21 protein-coding genes, 1 tRNA gene and 1 pseudogene are annotated in these 20405 nt (G+C 34.1%); 13 read left to right on the top strand and 10 right to left on the bottom strand.

Translation table 11 applies throughout. The features are described from left to right. Window positions 1–37: 37 nt before the first annotated feature. On the top strand, window positions 38–292 hold the full coding sequence (locus ACG9ZL_RS05110) for a helix-turn-helix domain-containing protein (RefSeq protein ID WP_032011982.1): 255 nt from the start codon (window positions 38–40) through the stop codon (window positions 290–292). Window positions 293–310: 18 nt separating this feature from the next. On the opposite strand, the gene ACG9ZL_RS05105 is transcribed toward ACG9ZL_RS05110, so the two are convergent. Together ACG9ZL_RS05105 and ACG9ZL_RS05100 are read right to left on the bottom strand one after the other, a co-directional pair. Next, complete coding sequence (locus ACG9ZL_RS05105; RefSeq protein ID WP_419334023.1) at window positions 311–532, bottom strand: helix-turn-helix domain-containing protein; 222 nt, start codon at window positions 530–532, stop codon at window positions 311–313. Between the two features lie 237 nt (window positions 533–769). Further along, the gene (locus ACG9ZL_RS05100; RefSeq protein WP_264757692.1) at window positions 770–901 is read right to left on the bottom strand and encodes a hypothetical protein; all 132 of its coding nucleotides are present in this window, start codon (window positions 899–901) and stop codon (window positions 770–772) included. Window positions 902–1404: 503 nt separating this feature from the next. Here ACG9ZL_RS05100 and ACG9ZL_RS05095 point away from each other — a divergent pair. The 4 genes and pseudogenes from ACG9ZL_RS05095 (at window position 1405) to ACG9ZL_RS05080 (ending at window position 6459) form a co-directional block, all read left to right on the top strand. Then, the gene (locus ACG9ZL_RS05095) at window positions 1405–3231 is read left to right on the top strand and encodes a hypothetical protein (RefSeq protein WP_419334026.1); all 1827 of its coding nucleotides are present in this window, start codon (window positions 1405–1407) and stop codon (window positions 3229–3231) included. Then, on the top strand, window positions 3228–4133 hold the full coding sequence (locus ACG9ZL_RS05090; RefSeq protein ID WP_419334028.1) for a sensor histidine kinase: 906 nt from the start codon (window positions 3228–3230) through the stop codon (window positions 4131–4133). The genes ACG9ZL_RS05095 and ACG9ZL_RS05090 overlap by 4 nt, the downstream gene beginning before the upstream one ends. Continuing rightward, the gene (locus ACG9ZL_RS05085; protein WP_419334030.1) at window positions 4130–5548 is read left to right on the top strand and encodes a response regulator; all 1419 of its coding nucleotides are present in this window, start codon (window positions 4130–4132) and stop codon (window positions 5546–5548) included. The genes ACG9ZL_RS05090 and ACG9ZL_RS05085 overlap by 4 nt, the downstream gene beginning before the upstream one ends. 51 nt (window positions 5549–5599) lie before the next feature. Next, window positions 5600–6459, top strand: a pseudogene (locus tag ACG9ZL_RS05080) (IS5 family transposase). Window positions 6460–6620: 161 nt separating this feature from the next. Here ACG9ZL_RS05080 and ACG9ZL_RS05075 read toward each other — a convergent pair. The 3 genes from ACG9ZL_RS05075 to ACG9ZL_RS05060 form a co-directional block, all read right to left on the bottom strand. Further along, a complete protein-coding gene (locus tag ACG9ZL_RS05075) occupies window positions 6621–8363 on the bottom strand; it encodes a DUF262 domain-containing protein (RefSeq protein WP_419334033.1) in 1743 nt (580 codons plus the stop codon). A gap of 441 nt (window positions 8364–8804) precedes the next feature. Next, window positions 8805–8881: transfer RNA gene (locus tag ACG9ZL_RS05070), tRNA-Ile, on the bottom strand. A gap of 568 nt (window positions 8882–9449) precedes the next feature. Further along, window positions 9450–9596 carry a hypothetical protein gene (locus ACG9ZL_RS05060; RefSeq protein WP_336953072.1) on the bottom strand — a complete coding sequence of 49 codons (147 nt, stop codon included), beginning with the start codon at window positions 9594–9596 and terminating at the stop codon, window positions 9450–9452. 319 nt (window positions 9597–9915) lie between these two features. Here ACG9ZL_RS05060 and ACG9ZL_RS05055 point away from each other — a divergent pair, with 319 nt between their 5' ends. After that, window positions 9916–10083, top strand: a complete 168-nt coding sequence (locus tag ACG9ZL_RS05055) for a hypothetical protein (RefSeq protein ID WP_336953070.1) — start codon at window positions 9916–9918, stop codon at window positions 10081–10083. Between the two features lie 806 nt (window positions 10084–10889). Here the strand turns inward: ACG9ZL_RS05055 and ACG9ZL_RS05050 are convergent. The 3 genes from ACG9ZL_RS05050 to ACG9ZL_RS05040 all read right to left on the bottom strand — a co-directional run bounded on the left by ACG9ZL_RS05050 (window position 10890) and on the right by ACG9ZL_RS05040 (window position 13311). Next, window positions 10890–11123 (bottom strand): DUF2171 domain-containing protein, encoded by a 234-nt coding sequence (locus tag ACG9ZL_RS05050; protein WP_336953068.1) that lies wholly within the window; start codon window positions 11121–11123, stop codon window positions 10890–10892. 211 nt (window positions 11124–11334) lie between these two features. Next, on the bottom strand, window positions 11335–12441 hold the full coding sequence (locus ACG9ZL_RS05045) for an OmpW/AlkL family protein (RefSeq protein ID WP_419327406.1): 1107 nt from the start codon (window positions 12439–12441) through the stop codon (window positions 11335–11337). 441 nt (window positions 12442–12882) lie between these two features. Next, window positions 12883–13311 (bottom strand): MAPEG family protein, encoded by a 429-nt coding sequence (locus tag ACG9ZL_RS05040; RefSeq protein WP_419359284.1) that lies wholly within the window; start codon window positions 13309–13311, stop codon window positions 12883–12885. Between the two features lie 622 nt (window positions 13312–13933). Here ACG9ZL_RS05040 and ACG9ZL_RS05035 point away from each other — a divergent pair. Then, window positions 13934–14497, top strand: a complete 564-nt coding sequence (locus ACG9ZL_RS05035; RefSeq protein ID WP_336953062.1) for a 1-acyl-sn-glycerol-3-phosphate acyltransferase — start codon at window positions 13934–13936, stop codon at window positions 14495–14497. A 106-nt stretch (window positions 14498–14603) separates the two neighbouring features. Beyond that, window positions 14604–15353, top strand: a complete 750-nt coding sequence (locus tag ACG9ZL_RS05030; RefSeq protein WP_004821088.1) for a YebC/PmpR family DNA-binding transcriptional regulator — start codon at window positions 14604–14606, stop codon at window positions 15351–15353. 55 nt (window positions 15354–15408) lie between these two features. Here ACG9ZL_RS05030 and ACG9ZL_RS05025 read toward each other — a convergent pair whose 3' ends face one another. Both ACG9ZL_RS05025 and ACG9ZL_RS05020 read right to left on the bottom strand, forming a co-directional pair. Continuing rightward, window positions 15409–15882, bottom strand: a complete 474-nt coding sequence (locus tag ACG9ZL_RS05025) for a GrpB family protein (protein WP_419359281.1) — start codon at window positions 15880–15882, stop codon at window positions 15409–15411. A gap of 162 nt (window positions 15883–16044) precedes the next feature. Next, window positions 16045–16518, bottom strand: a complete 474-nt coding sequence (locus ACG9ZL_RS05020) for an Lrp/AsnC family transcriptional regulator (RefSeq protein ID WP_336953058.1) — start codon at window positions 16516–16518, stop codon at window positions 16045–16047. A 299-nt stretch (window positions 16519–16817) separates the two neighbouring features. On the opposite strand from ACG9ZL_RS05020, the gene ACG9ZL_RS05015 reads away from it, so the two are divergent. The 5 genes from ACG9ZL_RS05015 (at window position 16818) to ACG9ZL_RS04995 (ending at window position 20367) form a co-directional block, all read left to right on the top strand. Further along, complete coding sequence (locus ACG9ZL_RS05015; protein WP_419359280.1) at window positions 16818–17600, top strand: HesA/MoeB/ThiF family protein; 783 nt, start codon at window positions 16818–16820, stop codon at window positions 17598–17600. Between the two features lie 39 nt (window positions 17601–17639). After that, the gene (locus ACG9ZL_RS05010; protein WP_336953054.1) at window positions 17640–18938 is read left to right on the top strand and encodes an ABC1 kinase family protein; all 1299 of its coding nucleotides are present in this window, start codon (window positions 17640–17642) and stop codon (window positions 18936–18938) included. 108 nt (window positions 18939–19046) lie between these two features. Next, window positions 19047–19427: a dihydroneopterin aldolase gene (gene folB / locus ACG9ZL_RS05005; protein ID WP_004720998.1), complete on the top strand. Its 381-nt coding sequence runs from the start codon at window positions 19047–19049 to the stop codon at window positions 19425–19427. Further along, a complete protein-coding gene (locus ACG9ZL_RS05000; RefSeq protein ID WP_016539512.1) occupies window positions 19384–19815 on the top strand; it encodes a 2-amino-4-hydroxy-6-hydroxymethyldihydropteridine diphosphokinase in 432 nt (143 codons plus the stop codon). Before folB ends, ACG9ZL_RS05000 begins: the two co-directional genes overlap by 44 nt. Before the next feature lie 171 nt (window positions 19816–19986). Further along, window positions 19987–20367, top strand: coding sequence for a COG3650 family protein (locus tag ACG9ZL_RS04995; RefSeq protein ID WP_419359278.1), 381 nt, complete (start codon window positions 19987–19989; stop codon window positions 20365–20367). Window positions 20368–20405 lie beyond the last annotated feature (38 nt).

The raw sequence follows: 20405 nt of genomic DNA, 5'->3' as shown, positions 1-20405 counted from the left end.
TTTGGGTACATTGAGGCAATGTGTCGATAATATGTCCATGACAACAAGCATCTATACAAATGAAGTGAAGGCTTTGACGAACTGGTTGAAGCAAGCACGACAGGACCAAAAATTTTCTATGCGCGCATTAGCAGAACGCATGGATAAACCACACTCGTTTGTTCAGAAAGTTGAACAAGGTGAACGACGTTTAGACGTGGTTGAATATGTTTGGTATTGCCGTAAGCTAGGTGTAAATCCACAAGATGGATTGCTTTTGATTGAACAGATGCTCTTAGAGTCTCAAGACTGAGCGTCTTAATCAGATGACCTAGATTGAGGTAAGGTTTGATTGAATGAGTTCAAGACCTTGATTCGCGTTAATATCTAAAGCTTTACAGTAGAATAAATACTCCACAACATCCAACTGATATTTTCCGCTTTCTACATCCTGAACATAGGAAAATGGTTTATTTAACCGATCTGCCAATTGTTCCAAACTGAGGTTTTTTGCCTGACGCTGCTCAGTCAACCATTGTTGCAAGATAATCATCGATTTCCCCATTCAAATAAACACAAGAGCAACAGCACAAAGTTTTGTTGGTAGGTCTGTCTTTTTATCATTACAGACCCGAATCGCTTTGGCTATAGATTTACATTGGGGATGTGGAAGAGTCTCGATGACTTTAGAGACAGATTCGAGTTTTGGATAGTGTTTTTTCATGGTCACTCCTTTAATGGTTAAAGACCATGAAAATAATATGTGTTTGAAAATCAGTTAAATTCGCTATTACTTACTACGCGGTTTTCCTGCATCAGAACGTTTTTTACGCCATTCACCATTATCATTACGTGTACGATTCTCACCAGCAGTAGGGCCTGTTTTTACAACTGGGCCTTTAGTATCTTTTGGAGACGGCATATTCTTTTCCTTCAATTTAGTTATTAAGCCATTAATAATATTGAAAGTTAAAATTTATGCAATATATAGCAAAGTAATTTATAGAAAACTCCCCATAGGCAAATCCTCATACCCCTATACCAATAAGGGAAAAAGGTCAAATAACAGAAAGTCCAAATTCCCCCAAGCCTTTTCGTTTTCCACTCGCTTTACGTCTCGATGGTCTAGATCAAAGAAGATTCATCTTCATCGTAGATCGAGTGGAAAGTCAAAGAGCTAGAAAGCGATGCATGGATGTAAATTGATTACATGATGTAATTTAGGCCAACGGATTATGACGGGGAGACTATAATTCATTTTTTAGTAAATAAAATCAAGGAATAGTCACTTATTGTTTAAGACTCATATGGCCTTACCTTTTTTGAAAAACTGTTGGATTTAATATTATTTGATGAGTACAATTGTAATAGATTTTTTTATTAAATATTAATTAGATATATCCAAAATTTAAAAGAGGGTCATTAATGTACATTGAACGTTTACAAATAGAAGAAGGCTTTTTAAATGGCCTTGATGTCAATTTAACTACAGGATTAAATGTAATTATTGGTGCAAGAGGAACAGGCAAAACTTCTTTAATTGAACTTATTCGATTTTGTTTAGATGTAAAAGGTTCTGTACAAGATTCTGCAAAAAAAAGTCGAGAACATGCTCTTTCTATTCTGGGTTCAGGACAGGTGAATTTAACTTTGTCTACTAATGGTCAACAAATAATGATCAGTAGAACTGCCTCAGATGCCATCCCAAGAAGTAGCGGAATTTATAATAAACCCATTATTTTCTCACAAACTGAAATTGAAACTATTGGACTTGAAGCATCAGGTCGTCTTCAATTAATAGATAGTTTTATTCCTATACAGCTAACTAATGATACAGAAGAGCAAAAACTAATTGCTAACATCGTTTCACTCACAACCGAAGCCGCGAGTATTAGAAAAGAAATTGAAGAGATGGAAAGTTCACTTTTATCCTCTGCTAATGTTGAATCTGAATTAAAAAATGTAATTGATGAAGAAACGACTGTTTCTCAAGGTTCTCAAATAATTCAAGCTAAAGCTATAGCCCTGCAAAAGTTGTCTGAAAATATCTCTTCTGCAGCTAGTAATCAAGCCGTTGTTACGAGGGCACAAACAGAAGTTTACTCATGGTATGAAAAAATTAAAACTGCATTTGAATACCCAATAAATTCACAAAATGATGCTTCAAACATTTTGAACAGCTATTTGCAAGAGATCACAACTGCAAGGAACTCATTACAAGGAGCTCATGATTTAATTGCGCAAGTTTGGCATTCTTTAGAATCAAATAAAAAAAGTCTTGAAGCTAAGAAACTTCAAGACGAAGCAGAAGCAAGAGAATTAAGAGTTCAAATAGAATCCCTACAAGAGGGAGCTGGTAATGTCATGCGTAAAGGTCAAGAATTAAGGGAGAAAAAAGCTCGTCGTGATTCGACTATGAATCACCACTCCAATAGAAAAATTGTTTTAACCAGAATACTTGAGAAAAGAAGTGAAGAATTAGAATGCCTTGAAAAATTGAGATATGCGCGTTTTTCTGAGAGATACGGTGTAATACAACAACTTAATACCTCTCTAGCACCGACGATTCGGTTAGGCATTAAACGAAATGGTCAGCAAAATCAATACAGTTCACTTTTAGCGGATCTACTTCGAGGAAGTGGATTAAGGTATGGTGATTTAGTTCCAATTTTAGCGAGCACAGTTAGCCCGAGAATTCTTCTTGAAGCTGTAGAAAATTTCGATGTAAATCTTATTTCTTCGATTTCGAGTATAAGTGCAGATCGTGTATCAAGAATTCTTAGTCATTTAAGAGCGATTGATTTAAGTACTTTAGGAACTTTAGATATTGAGGATGAGGTATCGATGGCCCTATTGGATGGCTGTAATTACAAAGATATTTCAATGCTTTCTACAGGTCAAAGATGTACTGTAGTCCTTCCTATCGTATTGTCACATAAAGAAAGAATAGTGATCGTTGATCAACCAGAAGATCATATTGATAATGCTTTTATTGCTAACACTTTGATTCAAGCTATTTTATCAAGAGATTCAACGAGTCAAATTCTATTTTCTACACATAATCCTAATATTCCTGTACTTGGGAATGCAGATAATGTCATCCATTTAGCATCAGATGGTAAAAAAGGATATGTAGACACTATTGGAAAATTAAATCATGAGCAAGTTGTTGAATCTATTTCTACAGTCATGGAAGGTGGGACTCAAGCATTTGCTAAGAGATCAGATTTTTATAGTCAATTCCCATTATGAATAAATCTTTAGCTTTAGAACTATTGTCATCGAGTTCGTCTCATGATCGATTTAAAGCTGCTCATGCTTTAATAAATTTAGTCGATAATCAAGACTTAAGAACAATACAAGTCGCAAAACACAATGAAACTGATACTTATGTATTAAGTCGATTAGAAGCTTTAATTTTGAAAATTAGTGAAGATAATGACCCTGAGAATCCAGATCCTATATATTCTGATACTGATATTTCTAATGAAAAATTATTTGCACACGCCAAAGCTCAGGCTATTGAATGGGTGTCAGGATTATTACTGCATGAAATTGGTTCTAAATTAGGGCTAGTATCACTCTCTGCTTCTAAGGATATAGAGAGTTACAATGAATCGCGGACAAAATATCATATTCAAAATTTACAAGCTATTTTTGATGCAATTGAACAACTACGTAAAGCGACTAATCCATCAAAGCATGATCAATTTGATTTAAGTGAATTAATAGAGGAAATTATTAGTTTTGAAAGTTCTAATTTTTTATCTGAGTTTTCGAAAGTTGGTCCCAGACCATTCATAATTAATAGCAGTAGACATTTAATACGGCTTGCACTCTGTAATGGTATTAGGAATGCAATCGAAGCCACAAAAAGTATTGAGGGACTTAATCAGAGAGATATGCCCCCAATTGTTGTTGCTTGGGGTGAAACTGATTCTGAATATTGGATATCTGTTTTAGATGAAGGAATAGGTTTGTCTGCCTCATCTATAAATATTTTTGAAATTGGTAAAAGCACAAAGTCTGGACACATAGGCTTTGGGTTATCAATTGCTAGACAAGCATTAGACACATTGGGGGGTAATGTGACAATAGAATCTCAATTAGAAAGAGGTGTCAAATATGAAATACGCTGGAGTAAAGTACTTTGAACATCTTAGTCGTTGAAGATAGTAACGAATACATTGAAGAAATATCTTCAATTATTAATACCGAAGCCAAAGATTGCTCTCTAACCATTTGTAAACACCTTACAAGTGCAATGCAGGAAATTAAAAACAATTACTTTGACCTCATCATTTTGGATTTAAGTATTCCTACAGATGATAACTCACTAGATGAATCCCCAAATCATGGACATTCAGTTTTGAGGAATGCTCGTGTGGAAGCTTCTGGGACCCCTATAATAGTATTAACTGGTTCATCTGCTGAAGATTTTATTGAATCGATGTTAGAAATGAGTGAAAAAAGTAATGTTTGGGGAAGTAATTGCGAAATTCAATTAGTCGCTTTTCATCAGAAGCATAAATTAGATAATTTTCCAATTAAGCTCAAGCCATATACAGATAATATTAAAGCTCTAAATGAAATTGAATTACAAAGGAATGGAATAGTTTTATCTGTTGAAGAAGATCGAATAATTAGAATATTTACTAGGCGTGTGAATGGACTATTATGTTCTTTAACAAGCATAGGAGGCGGACTATCTGGAGTTCGGGTCTTCAGGATAATCATTACTGCTGAAAATGGTAGCTTAATTCATGATTCAGTTTGTAAAATAGGTACTATTGAATCAATAAGAGATGAAGATAGTAGATATACAAAATATATTTCAAGATTGAAACCCGAAGCAACGCCTCGTAAATTAGCTTTATTAGAACATGGTGCAAAAAAACAGGCTGGTGTTTTTTATGGATTAGCTGAAGGTTTTAGCTACAATGCATTTTCGACTGAAATAATAACTAATAAAGCTACTGAGGTTATTAACACCTTAGAAAACTTAATGATCAATTGGTACGTAGAGTCACAAGAACGCAAATATATTTCTGATATTAGGAGACGTGTACTTAGTGATCAAAAAACAGAAGAAATCATTAATACTCATAATCTAGAATGGGTAAAAGAATTTGAAGAAAAAAGAATTCAGGTTAGATGGGGTACAGCTCATGGAGATCTCCATGGGTTAAATATTTTAGTTTCGGAAGATGGCACACCTAATCTTATTGATTATGGAGATACTGCAGAAGGACCATCTACATTAGACCCAATTACTTTAGAGTTTTCAATATTTTTCCACCCTGAAGGGCCACTTAGATCTCAAAATGAATGGCCTACACCTGAGCAAGCGGAAAATTGGGGTAACCTAGAAACTTATCTTGTAGGATGTCCATATCCTGAATTTGTGAGAGCTTGTCGAACTTGGGCTCGAAAAATTTCTGCTGGAGAAAGAGAAATAGCTGCTGTGGGTTATTCCTATTTTCTTCGACAACTGAAATATGAAACAGGCAATTACGATAGAACGCTACATTTACTTCGAGGAGCAGAGAGATATTACTCGAGTACCTAAAAAATACTTATAGTAGGCTTTTAAGGGCTTCTTCAGCAATATAATTTTCAAATGAAGAAGCCTACACACAAAATCTACCGCACAACCAATTGGCCCGCATATAACCGAGCTCTCATTAATCGTGGAAATATTGCCATTTGGTTCGATCCAAAAACACAATGGTATGCACTAACAAGTGGTAAACAAGGTCGAAGTCAAACCTATTCCGACATAGCAATTCAATGCTGTTTGATGATCAAATCTCTATTTAGACTCACTCTACGCATGGATACTGGCTTTGTTCAAAGCTTAATAAACTTTGCGGATTAGATTGGACAGCACCAGACTTCACGACGCTTTGTAGAAGACAGAAGCATATTGATATTGCAATTAGTTATCAGAAAAACAGTGATGGGCTTCATTTACTCGAAGACTCAACTGGTCTGAAGTTTTTAGGTGAAGGCGAATGGAAACGAAAGAAACATCAGCCTGAATATCGTCGCCAATGGCGTAAATTACATATTGGTATAGATGCTAAAACCTTGCAAATACGCGCTATTCAGCTCACAACCAATAATGTGAGTGATTCAGAAGTACTTGGTGATTTACTGGATCAGATTCCACAAGATTAGCAGATTGACTCCGTTTATACCGATGTTGCTTATGACACCAAGAAATGCCGTCAGGTCATTGCAGATCGGCAAGCGCATGCAGTGATTCCACCTAAACGTTTAGGCAGGACACTATGGAAAAAATGGTCAGACTATCATCGCCGAAATTTAGTCGAAACCAAGATTCATTGCATAAAGTTATTAGGCGATAAACTCAGTGCAAGAAACTTTCAAAGCCAAGTCAATGAAATTCATGCACGTGTAGCAGTCCTCAACAGATTTACGGAATTAGGTCGCCCTCATACCCAAGTTGTATCTTAAATTTGGATCTTCTAGGGTAGCTCTATCTTTCAAACCTTTGTGCAACAAAGCCCCTTAGGAGTAATAATGTTTTTAAAGAATTAAATATATTTCATAGTTTAATTAACATGATTATGAAAGCCTATAGCAGAAACATAGACTTTCATTTTATTGCCTAATTATTAATCTAATAATAAGTCTTCTATACGTAGAAAATCAAAGAATGCTTCTAAAATTTTATCGCTTCGTTGTTCGATTGTCTTCTCGGTGAATTCATTCAAATAAATTAATTCCCCTATTTCAGAAATTTGGCTTGGATATTGATTTTTCCCTCTACGTTGCGTACCACTATAAATTTTCTTTTTATCCTCGAAGCGATAATCAGAAGCTTTTATATTAATACTTTCTTCCAATAATATTTTATTTCCAAGAGATTCTAAATTATCTATATTTTCTAAACCTTTTTCCATTTGATATCTTTTTTTAGAAAAAATATGTTCCAAATGAAAAACTTCAGTTAAGTTCAATATAGATTGATCCTTGAGATTAAACGCATACCATGTAATTATTGAGCGAGTAATACTTCGCTGATTAGTGAATGTATATGTTTTAAAAAGTGTTCTAGTGTTACTTTCATTAAATTTATATTTTGAGAAAGTTATCTCTTTATTATTTACAATATTGATCATCTCATCATATACAGGCGTTCTTAAAGCATTTACACCAGGATTTGTAAGAGCATAAGTATAAATAAAAGCTGTAATTTTGTTTAAGAAATTAATAAAATTATTTTCATTCAATAAACCATTTTCATCTTTATTTTGTAGAAAATATGCTGAAGTAATATTTTGCCACATTCCATTAGGAGCATAGTGTAAGACAAATAGCTTTTTTAAAACAGGAGTTGTAAATTTATTTTCATCTTGGATTTTAATGCTTTCCCAAAAAACAGCTAGTTCATATAAATCTTTAATAGTTTTTTCTGAATTTAAATATTGGTACTTATTTTTTTCATAAAATTTCCTAAGAGCTTCTGTTGTTGAACTTTTGATACCTTCTTTTGCTCTTAAAAAATACATATATCGTGTAAAAAGCTCATCCATTGGTGCGCCCGATGTACTCGATGTGAAAACTCTATTCGAAATTTCTTCTATTTCTTTCCAGTTTTTTATAAACTCTGCTTTCTTTCCAATCTTTCCATAAAATTTGTAGAATTGGGCCTTAAATATATCAGCATCAGATAGTGGTAAACCCCTATCATTTAATGTGGAAAAAATTCTTAGTGCGGTATCCTGTGAATCAGCTTCGATAGGTAATAAAATACAGTTACCTAATATTCTGGCTGGTAAGTAAGGAAAATAGCTTGGAAATTCCTGTAAAAAATCATCAATTTTTTTACAGAAAAACAAATAGTTGCTTACATATTTGCTTTTGCTATTTATTTTTATATTACCTGTCTTTAGCAATTCTAGAAACTCATCTTTATCATCATCAGATGCAACCTCAGAATCAATTTTTAATTCTGATTTAACTGCTTCACCAAAAGCATCCGTTTTCCAAATACAACTTTCTATTCGTTTTTTAGTAAGTTGTGAATTCTGATCTTTCATTTTTGAGAATTTATCAAAAAATGCTCTTAATAAAAGTAAAAGTGTAGTAAGTCTCTGTTGACCATCAATAACTTCTGATTGATCTCTATCATTTTTATATGTAACTACTGAGCCTAAAAAATACTCATCTTTTTTATCATCAAATTGGTCTACATTGTTCTCAGGGAAAGCAAACGTAAAAATATCGTCCCAAAGCGTTTGGCATTGTTCTTCATCCCACGCATATGGACGTTGATAATCTGGAATTAAAAAATCGGCATGCTTACCTGAAAAAAGTTCATAAATAGTTTTTTGATCTACGTTTAATTTGGACATAACGAATTAATTAGATGATTAAATTAATCTATTATTTTAATTGAATTTTATGGAAAAGTGGTAACTATCTCATTATCGGTATTCACGAAATACAACATCAAACAATTTATAATTAGAAAACTCCCCATACCTCAATCAGAACTCCCCTATGCAGATAGGAGAAAAAGGGCAAACAGCAGAAAGTCCAAATTCCCCCAAGCCTAATCGTTTTCCACACGCTTTACGCCTCGATGGTCTAGATCATAGAAGATTCATCTTCGTCGTAGATCGAGTGGAAAGCCGAAGTGCTAGGAAACGTTAATTGAGAGATGGATTTACGTGAGGGATATAGACCAACGGACTATCGAACGGATGGACCACAAAATAGACCGGAAAATCCGATGGTCTAAAAATAGCAGACATTAAAAAACCTCATAACTCAAAGAGTTACGAGGTTGAATTTGGTGGGCCCACCGTGACTCGAACACGGGACCAACGGATTATGAGTCCGCTGCTCTAACCAACTGAGCTACAGGCCCTTTATCAAGTGAATTGATTAATTATCAACTACTTGGAACGTCAGCAATACTATCTAAGATTTTAGAGTTTATCAAGTTTTTTTTACAATTAGACTGTAGAGAATAGCTTGATATAGTATTTAGCATTGCGACAGCTAGTGATTCTATATAGGTCAACACCAAGAGTAAAGCTGACAAAGACATTTATTGATCAATCGGAGCCTAGTTATACGATTTATCGAGTCAATGAGTTGATTGGCTTTGTTGTAGGTGTGAATACCAACTATAAAACTTATAAATATCGAGAGGAAAAGTCTACAGTTGCTACAGCAAACGAAGCTTTTATAAATTACTCCAATTTAAAGTTTCTTAAATCAAAATCAATCATGGGTTATACATTCAAAAATAGAACGTTTTAAAAAGGGTGGTATTGAAATTGTGATTAGCATCTTAATTAAAGATTTTTTATTTTAATAGTATTTCAATTAATTCACTATTAGAAAAGCAAGGAAACACCTTGCTTTTCTTAGTTTAATTTAAGCACTTCTAAAATGCTAAGCTTATAAAAATAGCTAAAAATTACGCTAACTTAGCCTTGCCAACTCGCAAGCATATAGATCGCAATCGCAAGCAAAAATAGACCCACCAAGAGTAAAATATATTTAGGGATCCTACGCTTTTCTTGTGCTTTTTCTGACCTTTCTTGAGCGGTTGATGGGTTGTTATCATGTTGCATATTAACCTCTAAGATTTATCAAGTGATTAATTTATATGGTGGACTAATCTCAGTACTACTGTGTGAATAAATGTTGTTAAAAAGTGAGCAGTGTGGATTGAATGAAATTTTAAGTATTGAATGAAATGATACTTTAAAATAAGGGCTAGTTATTTTAAAAATAAAAAACATAGTATTAATTGATATTCTATATTGATTAAAAATAAATAAGCACGACTTAAATTCACAAGTACTTACAACACTAAACAGCGAATAAAATAATCCATGCTATAAAAACTATGTTTATATCTATTATTTATCGTTATATGGAGAAGTGATTATGCCTGTAGGAGATAAATCTGCATATACTGCAAAGCAGAAAAGACAAGCCCAACATATTTATGAAAGTGAGAAAAAACAAGGTCGTTCGGATGAAGATGCGGAACGTATTGCTTGGGCGACCGTAAATAAGCAGGATGGAGGTGGGAGAAAATCCCGCCACTCTTAACTGCTTAAATCCACTTCGGTGGATTTTTTTATTTGTTAGATAAACTGCTAACTTTGAAAAATTAAATAATAGAGTTATAAAGATGTTTTTTAAAACTTATATAGGATTATTTATGGGTATTTTTTTTAAATATTAAGCCGTTAGTCATTATCAATTGCTACTCATAATTTCTAGAATGGAAAATATATCAAAATGTAAACAGGGCAAATATTAAGTATAATTGACTTAGACAGATGTAAAAGTAAATACTTAGACCTGCATGCGGATCTAAATACAATGATTGAAGAAGATTCTAAGTCAGAAAAATAGCTGCTCGTTATTAGTTCAAAATTAATACGGATCACTTGAAAATTTGTTTCTATCTCCTATAACAAGCTAAAAAATGATAATGATATGTATTCTTGATTATGTTTAAAGGAAAAAGCTTTGATAATTTTTTAAAATTTAGCTTCTCTATGTTTATGGTTTTAACCTTTTGTGCGCTCGGCATGGCGATCTATCAGAAATTCACAGGTCAAGTAGATAAAATTGTTTTAGGTTCAGCTCTAAACTTTATGTTTTTTGCATTTTTGCAAAATATCAATAGGAAATTCAATACTTGGAGAACCGGCTTGACCTTATCAATGAAGATGAAAGACAGCGCCAATTGAGATTGGATGAGGACACGAAAGTCTTAAAAATAAGGTTTAATCAAATATAAAACGCTCGATGAAATTCATTGAGCGTTTTATATCAAATAAGTGTCAATCTACTGTACAATGAAACACATATAAAATTGAATATAACTCAGTTGTAATCGGCCAAATCTATACTTCTAGCCAAGTGTCTTTAACCTCTTGAGAATCTTTAGTTAAGATAACTTTTTCGCCTTTTATCTCACCAACCCAAGATGTTGGTATAAGATGATGATGTCCATCTCCATGTTTGGTTAGCTTGATTTGCTCTGCACCAACAAGGTGATCTACCTCACCAACTTTGGTTCCACAAGATGCAATAACATCGGCATGATTCTTAATACTTTCAACATTGATAGAAGTCATTTGATACTTTCCTATTGAAATGTGATTTGAATATTTACCTTATATGAAATATTTGGGTGAGTCTTGGTCTGAAATGAAAAGGCTACAAGACAGTCAAAATAATTACTTAATGAATTAAATTTTATACATGGTAATTTTTGAAATTAATTATAAATGAAGCCATTACAGTATTTTAAGTTGCTGTAATGGCTTCAAGTTCTAACAGATAGGCTTAGAAACGATAACCTACACCAAGGTAAGTGATCAGTGGATCGATCTCAATTTTAGTTTTAGCCTGAATAAGCTTGGCATTGTTATTGGTATTAAGGACAGTAATGGTTGCCGTATTGTCTAACTTCGCATAAGAAATAGAGGCAGTTGCAAACCAGTTTTGTTTAAAGTCATAGGTAAAACCAGCTGTAACAATGGGCGCAATGGTATCAGTAGCATCTACTTTAACTTTCATATTGCCGCTCGATGGTTTTCCCTCCAAAGAAGCCCCAGCTTTACCATCATGAATATTTTGAATCATATGTCCAGCACGTATCAAATCATTTTCAATTCCTGAATTGATTTCGATATCGTTGAAGTAGGCATACATTAAACCAGCACCTACAAATGGTCTGAACTTATTGACACCAGATTTACCAAAATAGTACTGTGCTTGTATTGCAGGCGTCCAAGCTCTAGCAGATGCGGCAGTGTCATAACTATCCAAGTCTGTAATTAAAAGATTGTTTTTTAAATATAAATCGCCCACTAGGCCCTGAAGTGGTTGTGAAGTCGCTGAAAAAGGTGCATAGACAGTTCCTTTACCTTTTAAGTCAACTTTTGGGGGAATCCCAGCAATCAATTGAACGGCAACATTGTCTGTGACATTATAAGTAAACATCATACCTAGCGTGTCTACATCTTCAACTTCCAAACCAGCATCTGCTGACCAGTGGGCAATTCCATCGATTTCAGCAATTCCTGTTAATTGGTCTATTAAGGTTGGATCTTCTGCCATGATTACATCTAGCAGGTCATCAAATAAATAGCGTCCTTCTTCATTACTGGGTGCATTGAGTAAGCTAATTAGGTTGGGGTCCATCGCATCAATGCGAGATTGATCAACATTATCTAAAATGGTTTTCCCTGAAATTACACCTACGGAAGCTTTAGTACCATCACCTACAGAAGTATTGATTCTAAAAGGTTGTGCTTTCCCCATTGATGACATATGCAACCAACCTGAAGAAACCGAGAAGCGTTTAAAATCTTCAGCTTGGCTGATTCCCGCAATACAAAATAGTGAGGTTGTAACTATGACTTTTTGAAAGATCTTTTTTGTTTTCACTTGAATTCATCCTTTTTAAATACAATCACTGTCTTCTTGACAAATGAGACTATTAAAATTACATAAAACAACCAATAAGTAGAGTAAAAACTCTAATTTAGAAATAGCATTAAGACTTAAAAGCTAATAAATAATGGTTGAAAAGTATTATAAAAAACATAAAATCATAGAGTTGTTTAAAAACAATGTATTTGTAGGTATATTTTTTATATAAATAAAGTATTACAAAATAGTGACATAGTTTTACTTTTTGATAAATTTACTTTACTCTTAATTATATTAAAAAAATTACAGGATAAATTAGAAAATCTAAATTTAATTATTATTCATGAAATCTTTTTAATTAATTGTCGATATAAATTTTATTATTTTTCAAGATCTAAAATACAACTTAAACTAAAATAGAAAATGATAAATAAATGCCTATTGATTTGCATTTATTTAAAATCCGATACATCTCATCACGATTTTAATTGCCAAAAGAATGAGGCAGATTATTCCAACAGCATAAGAAATACTGCGCCATGGTTGAATTGCACTGAGATAGGTGACTGTATGTGTGAATCTTGCAATCGTAAAAATACAAAATACCCAGACAATAAAATCACTGTTTAGGTTTAATGCAATACAAAGCGCTCCAAGCACCCAAAACACGGGAATATTTTCTAAATCATTTGCCCAAGCTTGACTCGCTCTAACTACCAGCGGCAAGTCTTCTGGCCTAACTTTTACACTGACAAAATTAGCGTCTTCGGTATTTTTAAACGCTTTATTCTTAATACGGTGAAATCCTTGATAACAAGAGATTGCAAGCATTTTAAGAAAAAGTAAGATTACACAAAATGCATAGATATGCAGTAAATTATTCATAGGTACTCATTTATTGGTATGCTTAAGATGTATTTAAATAAGTATATCTATTTAAGGTGACTTGTAATTCTTTTAGAGTAAAATATTTTTACGTGGTTTAAGATTCCCATCTTCATCAATATTGCTTAGATGATTGCGGTATAAGATGATACATTTAAAATTGTGAATATCGAGCATGATTAATAAGGAGTTATTTTTATCGCTTTTCTAAATAAATTTAAATGCTTTTCACCTGTAAATCAAAATAAAAAATAAGGCAATTATGCGAAAAAGGAGCATAAAAATTTTGCAATTATTTTACCTGAAAACTCTTCCGTCTGGGGGTGTAATTAGGATTAGAGGAGTTGAAATGATTTAATCAAGATAGAAAAAATCAATTAAATTTTTATACAAATTAAATTTATTTATTTTTTATTGTTAATTTAGAATTTGAATTGAGTTAAATGTACTGTAAGGCGTTTAACAATTTTACATTTTTAACTGACTATTTTTGTGTGCAAAACAAGTGTTTAAAATGACAAAAATAAATATATAAATGTAAAAAATAAGCACAATAGAGATTGTCTTTTTAAGCTTTTACTTGGACAATTCGCAAATTCTGATTTTATTATGTTAGGTAGTTATGAAAAAGTTGTTGGGAGAACTTACTTTTAAGCTCTCAGGTTGGTCCTATGAAGTTAATCAAAGTGTATTAGAAAAAAAACAAGTGATCATCGGTTTTGAACATACCTCCATGATGGATGCAGTATTGTCATTGGCAATTTTTCAAATTCATGACCTTAAAATCCATACTTTAATTAAAAAAGAATTATTTAAAGGTCCATTGAAACCATTTTTAGAAAAAATTGGTGGCATTCCTGTAGATCGTAAGTCAAACAAAGACGTCGTTTCACAAATGGTTGATCTATTTCAGAGTAATGACGAATTTAATTTGGTGATTGCGCCAGAAGCGACTCGTGCAGAACGTGGGCAAGCTCGTAAACCGATTCGGACTGGTTTTTGGCATATCGCAAAAGCAGCTGGTGTTCCTATTGTTTTGATGTATGCAAACTCAAAAACAAAACAAGGTGGAATCTTTGGAAAGATTTACCCAACAGATCTAGATCAAGACTTAGCAGAAATTAAACGTCTATATAAAGAACATACAGGACTCGATATTATGATTCCTGAGGCAAAAAATTCTTAATTTGCATTAAATCTAAAAAATAAGCACTTTCTCATAAAAAAGTGCTTATGGTAGAATTGTCGCAATTTGATATGGCATAAAGCCAATCTACAGGAGCATATTTCGCATGGCGGGTCATTCCAAGTGGGCCAATATTAAGCATCGCAAAGCAAAACAAGATGCAAGTCGTGGTAAAGTTTTTACCAAATATATTCGTGAATTAACCACAGCAGCAAGACTTGGCGGTCCTGATGTGGGAAGTAACCCTCGTCTACGTGCTGTTGTCGAAAAAGCACTTTCAGTGAATATGACACGCGACACGATCAACCGTGCTATTCAACGTGGTGCTGGTGGTGAAGACAACGATGACTTAAAAGAAGTCACTTATGAAGGTTATGGTGTTGGTGGTGTTGCGGTGATTGTAGAAACCATGACAGATAACCTTAATCGTACTGTGCCTGATGTTCGTCATTGTTTTTCTAAAACCAATGGTAACTTAGGTACAGCAGGCTCAGTGGCATATTTGTTTACCAAACGTGGTGAGATTACTTTTGAAGATGTTTCTTTAGAAGACAAAATCATGGATGTGGCTTTGGAAGCTGGAGCTGAAGATATCGAAGTGAACGAAGATGAAATCTTAGTAATCACTACACCTGAAAGTTTTGGTGATGTACAAGATGCATTAACTGCTGCTGGGTTAAAATCAGATAATGCAGAAGTGGTTATGAGTCCATCTACAAAAGCATTGATCGCTGATGTGGATCAAGCAAAACTCATTGTTAAAATGATTGATATGTTTGAAGATCTTGATGATGTTCAAAACGTATATACCAACGTTGAATTCACAGATGAAGTATTGGCTGAATTAGACAGTTAAGTCTGATTTAAGTAGATAAAACGCACCTTGGGGTGCGTTTTTATTGAGAGAAAATTTATTGCTGATTTAAAACAGAGGAAATAAATTTATTTTTTTCAATCCGGTAATCGATCATATCTAAATTTTCACAACGCTTTTTTAGATCATTGTAAGTTTGCACCAGTTTAGAGGACTGCCTGAGTGTATCTCTAAATTTAATAAATGACTCAAATTCAGAACCATTAACAACAAGTTGAAAGACGACATCATCACCATTGAGCGATTCCAACATACACAATTGATCTGTTCTCAGTGTTTCTAATTTCTCTTGAAAATTTAATCGATAAAGTTTTTGAATTGCATCATTAAATTCAGATTGATCCACTGCAATATAAACGTCTAAATCTCCTTTAGAGATTGCATTGGGAATCGAAGAGGCACCAATGTGCTCAATTTTTGCATTGATTAAAAGTGCATTGATTTGAGTTTTATAATACGCAAACCGTGCATTACATTGGGGTTGATATTCTTCAGCTAAATAAAATCTCATAAAAAGATCCATTCAAATACAATGTGATATCTTTGATTCTAAATTCTACCTTTCTAAAACATCATAAAATAAATGTTTAAGACCAATGAGAGTAGCTTTACTTTATTGGTTTTAATTTGGTTGGATGCACCATGCAAAAGCTAAACTGGTTCAATACAAAATTTAAATTCGATTGAGTAGGCCAGTACAATTAAACACATGTTTATATTCTTTAATCACGAAGCTTGAATGTAGTGCAACCACATGCTCAATTTTACCAATTCGCTTGAGTAAAATTTCACTGTAATTCTCCATATCTTTTGCGATCACTTCGACAAGGAAATCGGCGGTTTGCCCAGTCACTAAAAAGGCGTTAATCACTTCAGGGATGTTTTCGAGTTCTTCTAAAAATTTAGCAAAGGTATCTGTGTCATGTTTACTTAGGGAAATTTGTAAAATGACATGTAATTTAAAGCCTAACTTTTCAAAATTAATATCACGCTTTAGATTGGTCATGATATCGGTTTCGATCAAGTGTTTGATACGACGATGAACAGAACTTACAGATAGGTTAATACGTTCTGACAATTCATTTAGATTGATGTCTTCATGAGTTAAAATTTCTAAAATTTGTTTGTCGTAACGATCCAATTCCATATTTTTATCCAGCTTGAAAAAATTTTCTGTATTAATGTAGATTGATTTTTATATTTTTTCAATATTTGAATGAATTTTGAGAATAAATATCATAAAAATATAATTTATAGAAAATGAATCAGTTTAATTCTGAAAGTATTCTGGGTTGGTCCATATCCTAATGCACTTGCGAATGGGCTGTTGAAAACATTGAGCTAATTGATAAAGCTTAATCACAAGGATTGAAGCTTATTTTTAGTTATTTCTCATCTATAAAGTTTTTACTTTATACTATTTAAAATTGAAAAGTTTATCCACCAATGCTTGAACATGATCTAGAACTTACCGAATCTGAAATGCATCTCTATTCTCGTCAAATTTTACTTGATGGTTGGGATATTGAGGCACAGGAAAAATTAAAACTCGCCAATGTACTGATTGTTGGTTGCGGTGGAATAGGGTGTACCACTGCCGAATTGTTGGCACGTGCAGGTATTGGGAAAATTAGTCTGATTGATGCTGATACAATTGAAATGAGTAATTTACAAAGACAAATTGCTTATGTTGAGCAAGATGTAGGATTTTATAAAGCAGAGATATTGGCCAAGAGATTGCAAACAATTAATCCTTTTATCCAAGTAGAAAGTTATATCAGTAAATTGGATGAAAATAATGCGCAAGCTTTGATTGCTCAGCAGGATTTAGTTTTAGATGGTTGTGATAACTTTACCACCCGTTATCTGGTGAACCACATTTGTACCCAGCTGCATGTTCCATTGATTAGCGCTTCTGCGATTGGTTTTCAAGGTCAGCTCTTTATGATTGATGGTGATTCAGCTTGTTATGAATGCTTATTTCCCAAAGCGCAACAGCATAATGAAAGTCTTCGCTGTGCTGACTCAGGTGTATTAGCCACCACACCCAATGTCATGGCAAGTTTACAGGCACATCATGCTCTTCTATTTTTAGGTTTAGCGAAAACCCCATTGAAGCAAAAACTGTTGCTATGGGATGGGATAACAATGAAACAACGAATTTTAGCCTTTGAAAAAGATAGAGATTGTACAAACTGTCAGGCAAGCCATACTGCAAATGCTGATTAATTTGCTACACTTATACAAATTCAATTTAATGTTGACATTATGAAAAATAATATCTTTTTAGATGGTCTACGTTCAGTTGCCCGAGTTGGGGAAACTGCTGTTATCGCGGCCAAAGCAGGTATTAAATATGCCACTGAAAAACCAAGTAATGCCAAACTGATGCGTGAAACCTTTGAATCATTAGGCTCAACTTATATTAAATTGGGTCAATTTATTGCCAGTACGCCATCTTTATTTCCTCGTGAATATGTTGAAGAGTTTCAAGGCTGTTTAGACCAAACGCCTTATTTACCTTTTAGCTATGTTCAGGGCGTGTTGGAACAAGAATTTGCTGGGCGTAATTTAAGTGAAATCTTTGCATCTATCGATGAAAAGCCTCTTGCTTCAGCATCTATTGCCCAGGTTCATGCTGCCAAATTGGTGACTGGTGAAGATGTTGTAATTAAAGTGCAAAAACCTGGTGTAGAAACTATTCTTTATACCGATTTAAATGTATTGCACTGGGCAACCAAGGTTTTGGAAAAAGCGATTCCAAAAGTAAAATTTGCTTCATTGGCAGATATTGTTGATGAAATTAAAACACGTATGGTGCGTGAAGTTGATTTCATTGAAGAAGCACAAAATTTGGATGATTTTGTGAATTATCTCAATGTATCTCAAAACACGGCAGCAACAGCTCCAAAGGTCTATCATCAATTTTCAACACGCCGTGTACTCACCATGCAACGCTTGTATGGTGTGCCACTGACTGATTTTGATGTAGTCAGAAAAGTCGCGAAAGATCCATCTCAAGTGCTGATTACCGCCATGAATACTTGGTTTGGTAGTTTAATGTTATGCCAGTCTTTCCATGCCGATTTGCATGCGGGTAATCTGATGTTACTTGAAGATGGCCGTATTGGTTTTATTGATTTTGGTATCGTAGGACAGTTAAAACCTGAAGTTTGGCAAGCATGTATGGCATTTATGGATGCTTTACAAAAGACAGATTACACGTTGATGGCTGAAAATATGTTGGGTATGGGTATGACCAGTACTCAAGTCGATACTCAGGTTTTGGCAGAAGATTTAGAGCGTCTATTTAGTGGGGTACTACTTGCAGATCCACAAAAAATTATGACGTCTAATCCATCAGATTTAAATGACATCATGATGGATATGGTGGGTGTAGGCGAGCGTCATGGTATTCGTTTCCCACGAGACTTCGCGTTATTATTTAAGCAAATGCTATATTTTGATCGTTTTATGCGTGTTCTTGCGCCATATACCGATATTTATGCTGATCAACGTTTACAGATGGTGCAAAATATTGATCCTGTGTCACTGTTAAAACATTGATATAGATGTTTTCTCCTTGTGGAAAAGTGGCTAGGTCTGATTGTATAATCTTGCTTGGCCCTTTTTTAAAAGGGCATTTTTTATTTAAATTGAGAATTTATAAACGTCATGGATGCAATTATCATTGAAGGGTTAAAAGTTGAGACTGTGATTGGCTGCTTCAATTGGGAACGGCAAATTATCCAACCTTTAATGTTGGATCTCCACATTCAAACCAGTTTAGAACAAGCGTCTAACTCAGATGAATTAGTCGATACATTGAACTATGCTGAAATTTGTGAAATTTCTGCCAAAGTGATTCAGGATGCTGCACCAAAATTGATCGAACATGCAGCCAAATTGGTGTTGAATACGCTTTTCTCTACCTTTCCGCCTATTGAATCGATTATGATTACGATCCGTAAGCCTGCCATTATCCCGCAAGCAAATTCTGTAGGAATTCGTCTTGAACGACACCGAAATGATATTCGCCCTAGCTCTAGCGAGTAATCGCGATCCACAACAAAATTTTCAAAAAGCATTTGCTCAGATTGCCCATTTGGGAATGGTGTCATTTTCTCCAATCTATTTAATTCCATGCCGTGATGGAATTGGTGCAGATTATTGGAATGCTGCATGTTTGGTTCAAAGCCAGCTGTCTGTAGATGAAATGCTATCTTTATTAAAAAAGATGGAAGCAGACTCAGGTCGTGTACGCCCATCACATCAAATTTCCTTGGATATTGATCTCATTGCATGGGGATCTCATTTAACTGCAATGCAATTTAATCCAAAGAAACTACCATTGGCGTTGGATGTTAAAGTGCCGATGTCTGATCTTTGGGAAGATGCATTATTCAAACATTCCGCAGATCAATTTCCAGTTATCATTTTATAGTCTTTAAAATAAATAGGTTAAAAAACAATGTATTTTAAGCCCTTGGCATTATTCAGTTGTGTGCTTTTATTTAGTGCATGTCGCCATTTACCTGAACAATCTGTTACACCAGTACAAGCTGTAAGTGAAGTGCAAAGCTTACAATAGCGGGATAACAATCTTAAGCAAAAAGTGAATGCTTATACACAAGATCAAGCTTTATTTGATGTGGCATTTGATGATCTCAATCAAGATGGGCAAGATGAAGCCATCGTGCTTTTAAAAGGGCAAGATTGGTGTGGGTCTGGTGGTTGTACAATGCTGATCTTTCAAGGAAAATCTAATCACCAGTTTGACTTTTTAAGTAAAACAACCTTGGTGGATACGCCAGTTTACTCTACAACATATATGCATAATGGTTGGAAGCAAGTGCTGGTTTATAGCCGAAAGCATGGGCAAGTGATGTTGAAATTTGATGGAACTCAATATCCGCTCAATCCATCTTTATTGCCTGTCGCAACTGCAAAATTGCCACCGAATACAGCTAAATTACTTTTGGGTGTTGCTGACTAATTTTTTATTTTAACCCACAGCTCTATATCAAAATGTGG

It is taken from the genome of Acinetobacter legionensis, assembly GCF_048551735.1.
Taxonomy (GTDB): domain Bacteria; phylum Pseudomonadota; class Gammaproteobacteria; order Pseudomonadales; family Moraxellaceae; genus Acinetobacter.
Note: the sequence above shows the minus strand (reverse complement) of the source record. Positions and strands in the feature narration are given on the sequence as shown.